A 3,209-nucleotide genomic window follows, 5' to 3' on the forward strand; every position below is an offset into this window, starting at 1 on the left:
GGTAATACTGGTCAATAGTGTGACAGCCAAAAACAGCGGAGGGAAAAAGCAAAGAAAGGTAAGCAGGGATATACTATTTATAGAGAGGAATTTAAATTTTTTAAAATCAGGAGGTCGAAGCCGCAAGGTAGATTTAACAATTCGAGTGATAAGTATATAAGAGAATATATAGCGGAAGCGTTTATAGAGTTTGGGAAAAAGGAAAAGCTTAGTTTTTTTAACATCCCCCTCACGGAGATGAAGGGAGCAAAGAGGAAATAGAACCTTTTGCTGAATTAATAGAAAAGAGTTTTAAACTGCGTACAGAAAGCGAACGTTTACTAAAAGAAGCAAAAGAAGTGAAAAAGAAATAACAAGCTGTTAAACTTCCCCTTCTGTGAAGGGTTTGTTCTAATAGCATCTGAACTCCTTATATATCTCTGGGGGATTTCGTCTCTTTTATTATCCAACGATAACAACAAAAACAAACGATCGACAATGTCCGTTTGGGTTAATTCCTACTGTGCCAATATTAGTAATATGGAGTGAGCAGCCTACAGGCATTATTCCTCAGCCTTTTTAAAAAATGAAGTCTTTTGCTTTCTTCTATAGTAACCATTTTAGCTGTTTTCTTTTTTTGCTCTGCAATTTCAGTCAGTTCCTGTGCTGTTTCTTTGCTGAGCAGTTCCATATTACATTCAAAATGAAGCCTGAAACTTCTTACATCCCAATTTGCCGAACCTATAAAAACACTTATATCATCTACCACAAAATATTTACTGTGATCAAAAGGCAAAGGAGTTCTATAAATTTTTATACCTCTTGTAATTAGTTTTTCAAAATTTGGTTCCATAGCCCAATTTATAATAATATTATCAGTCTTTTGCGGAATGATAATCTCTACGTCAACACCCCTCATTGCAGCCATTTCCAAAGATGTTAAAATATTGTTTTCTGGCAAAAAATAAGGCGTAACTATAATTATTTTTTTTGCAGCGGCGTTTATCGCTCCCTGAACCATAAGCTCAATTTTACCTTGTTTATTATCTGGACCATCAGGTATGACGCGTGCGGGAATTTTACCTCTCGACATTTCCAGAAGATCTTTTGAATATCCATGCATATGTACGCCAGTAGTAAATTCCCAGTCTTCTTCAAAAACCTGCGATATTTGATCTACTACGGGACCTTCCACTTTAAAAGTTATATCCCGAATGCCATTTTTCGAGTCATGTATAAGCGTATTTTCCAATGCAAGATTCATTCCTCCGAAAAAAGAAATCACTCCGTCGATTATCATTATTTTTCTGTGATTGCGCATATTTACTAAATGAAGCGCAAAAGGGATTTTAGGCGGCAGAAATATTCCATATTGCAGCCCTTTGATTTTTTTAAGTTCTGGTTCGATCGATCTGCGGCTGTATCCCATTATCCCTATCCAGTCAACAAGAACTTTTACTTCAGCACCGTTTGACACCGCAGTTTCGCAGGCATGGAGAATTTTTTCCGTTTCGCTGTCATAGCTAAAAATATAGCTTTCTATTAGCACTTCATGTCTTGCATTTTTTATGGCTTCAACCATTTCAGGATATGCTTCCGTACCGTTTTGAAGAACTTTTATCGAATTTCCCGACGCAAAATTTTGGGGATAAACATTATGCCCATATACCATATATTGAATAAACCGCTGCGGCAGCTGCTGTGCGACGTTTTGCAGTTTATCTCTTGGAACTTTTTGTAAAATATCACCTTTTTTTCTCAGTTTAACAGCTTTACGCCGCACCCTGTTTATCCCGAGAAAAATATATAAAACCGAACCTATAAACGGAGAAAGAAAAACTATTCCCAGCCAGCTTATCGCACCCTTTATATCTTCTTTATTTAAAAGTATATGTACGGCACAGCAAGCCGAAATAATAATATAAAAAAAAGTTATAACAAAAGAAAAATATGCATGCGATGTTATTAATTGATATATGAAACTCATAAAAATTCCTTTATATATTTTAGTATGACAATATATGCACAAAAGCCATAACAAAAATAATATTTTCTTTTATGTGCTTTTTTATTTTTTTGAAAATAAAACTGATATATTATACATTAATTATGCAAAAAAATGAGGACAGAAAACGGTTTTTAACTAAAATAATATTTTTATATAATTTATTTATGAGGAAATTGAAGAGCTTTAATCAAATGGTATATGAAATCGTTAAACTTATTCCCAAAGGCTGCGTTATGTATTATGGACAGATTTCTCGTCTTGCGGGAAATCCGAGAGCATCAAGAGCCGTAGGATATGCGCTTCATGGAAATCCTAATCCTGAAAATATTGCCTGCCACAGAGTCGTTTTTAAAGACGGCTCTTTAACACCAGCTTTTGTTTTCGGGGGTATCAACAGACAGTATAAACTTTTAAAATCTGAAAAAGTAACTTTTACAAAAGATAAAAAAGTAAGAATGGACAAGCATAAGATTGACGAACAGAATTTTAAAATTAATATTTTCACGGAGGATAAATGAAAGATAAAAAAGTTTTGACCGTTTATTATTCGCTTTCTGGCCGTACCGCATTGATATCAAAGCAGATTCAGTCTGCAGCAGGAGGAGATATTTATTCGATAGAGCTTAAAAAGCCGTACAGTAAAAACTATTTCTGTGCATTATTTTTCGGAGGATTCGACATTTTAATAGGAAAACAGCCTGAGATAAGCAATAAAATCAATATTTCCGGTTATGACATCATATTTGCCGGCGCACCGGTATGGGCGATGACGGTTCCGCCGCCGATGATGTCATTTTTAAACGGCAATGATTTTTCTGGAAAAATTTTAATTCCCTTCTGCACAAGCGGCGGAAACAAAGGTAATTTTTTAAAAAATTTCAACAAAAATTCCAACGGAGCAAAGGTTTTACAAGGTATAGGTTTTACGGGAAAAGATTTCAAAAAACCAGATATGCTAAAAGACAGACTCGACGAATGGGTTTTGGCAATAGAAAAACAGATTTAACAATAAAATAAAGGCTGCGGCTGCGGGAAATGTGCTGCGTACAGCGTTTGGGCAAATTTGTGTATGCGATATCTCCAGAGCAAACTGTAAGATTTCACTTCACAGGCACTTAATATTGCGGCTTGAAGATGCAATCTCCTGACGGACTTATAAAAATTAAACTATTAAAAAACCGCAGAGCTTTGTTAAGAAGCTCTGCGGTTTTTATTTTTTATT

The 3,209-nt window shown here is 35.1% G+C and carries 3 protein-coding genes; 2 read left to right on the plus strand and 1 reads right to left on the minus strand.

The window, feature by feature from the left end; all coding sequences use genetic code 11:
• Positions 1-511: 511 nt before the first annotated feature.
• Positions 512-1,966: a cardiolipin synthase gene (cls, locus tag LBD46_06045; protein ID MDR2426720.1), complete on the minus strand. Its 1,455-nt coding sequence runs from the start codon at positions 1,964-1,966 to the stop codon at positions 512-514.
• 212 nt (positions 1,967-2,178) lie between these two features.
• On the opposite strand from cls, the gene LBD46_06050 reads away from it, so the two are divergent.
• Positions 2,179-2,505 carry an MGMT family protein gene (locus tag LBD46_06050; protein MDR2426721.1) on the plus strand — a complete coding sequence of 109 codons (327 nt, stop codon included), beginning with the start codon at positions 2,179-2,181 and terminating at the stop codon, positions 2,503-2,505.
• Positions 2,502-2,993: a hypothetical protein gene (locus tag LBD46_06055; protein ID MDR2426722.1), complete on the plus strand. Its 492-nt coding sequence runs from the start codon at positions 2,502-2,504 to the stop codon at positions 2,991-2,993. The genes LBD46_06050 and LBD46_06055 overlap by 4 nt, the downstream gene beginning before the upstream one ends.
• Positions 2,994-3,209: the final 216 nt, after the last annotated feature.

It is taken from the genome of Candidatus Endomicrobium procryptotermitis (genome assembly GCA_031279415.1).
Classification (GTDB): Bacteria; Elusimicrobiota; Endomicrobiia; order Endomicrobiales; family Endomicrobiaceae; genus Endomicrobium_B; species Endomicrobium_B procryptotermitis.

Bases quoted from the DNA above. Each gene is read 5' to 3' on its own strand.
- cls (MDR2426720.1), bottom strand. From the start codon at position 1,966: ATGAGTTTCATATATCAATTAATAACATCGCATGCATATTTTTCTTTT.
- LBD46_06050 (MDR2426721.1), top strand. From the start codon at position 2,179: ATGGTATATGAAATCGTTAAACTTATTCCCAAAGGCTGCGTTATGTAT.
- LBD46_06055 (MDR2426722.1), top strand. From the start codon at position 2,502: ATGAAAGATAAAAAAGTTTTGACCGTTTATTATTCGCTTTCTGGCCGT.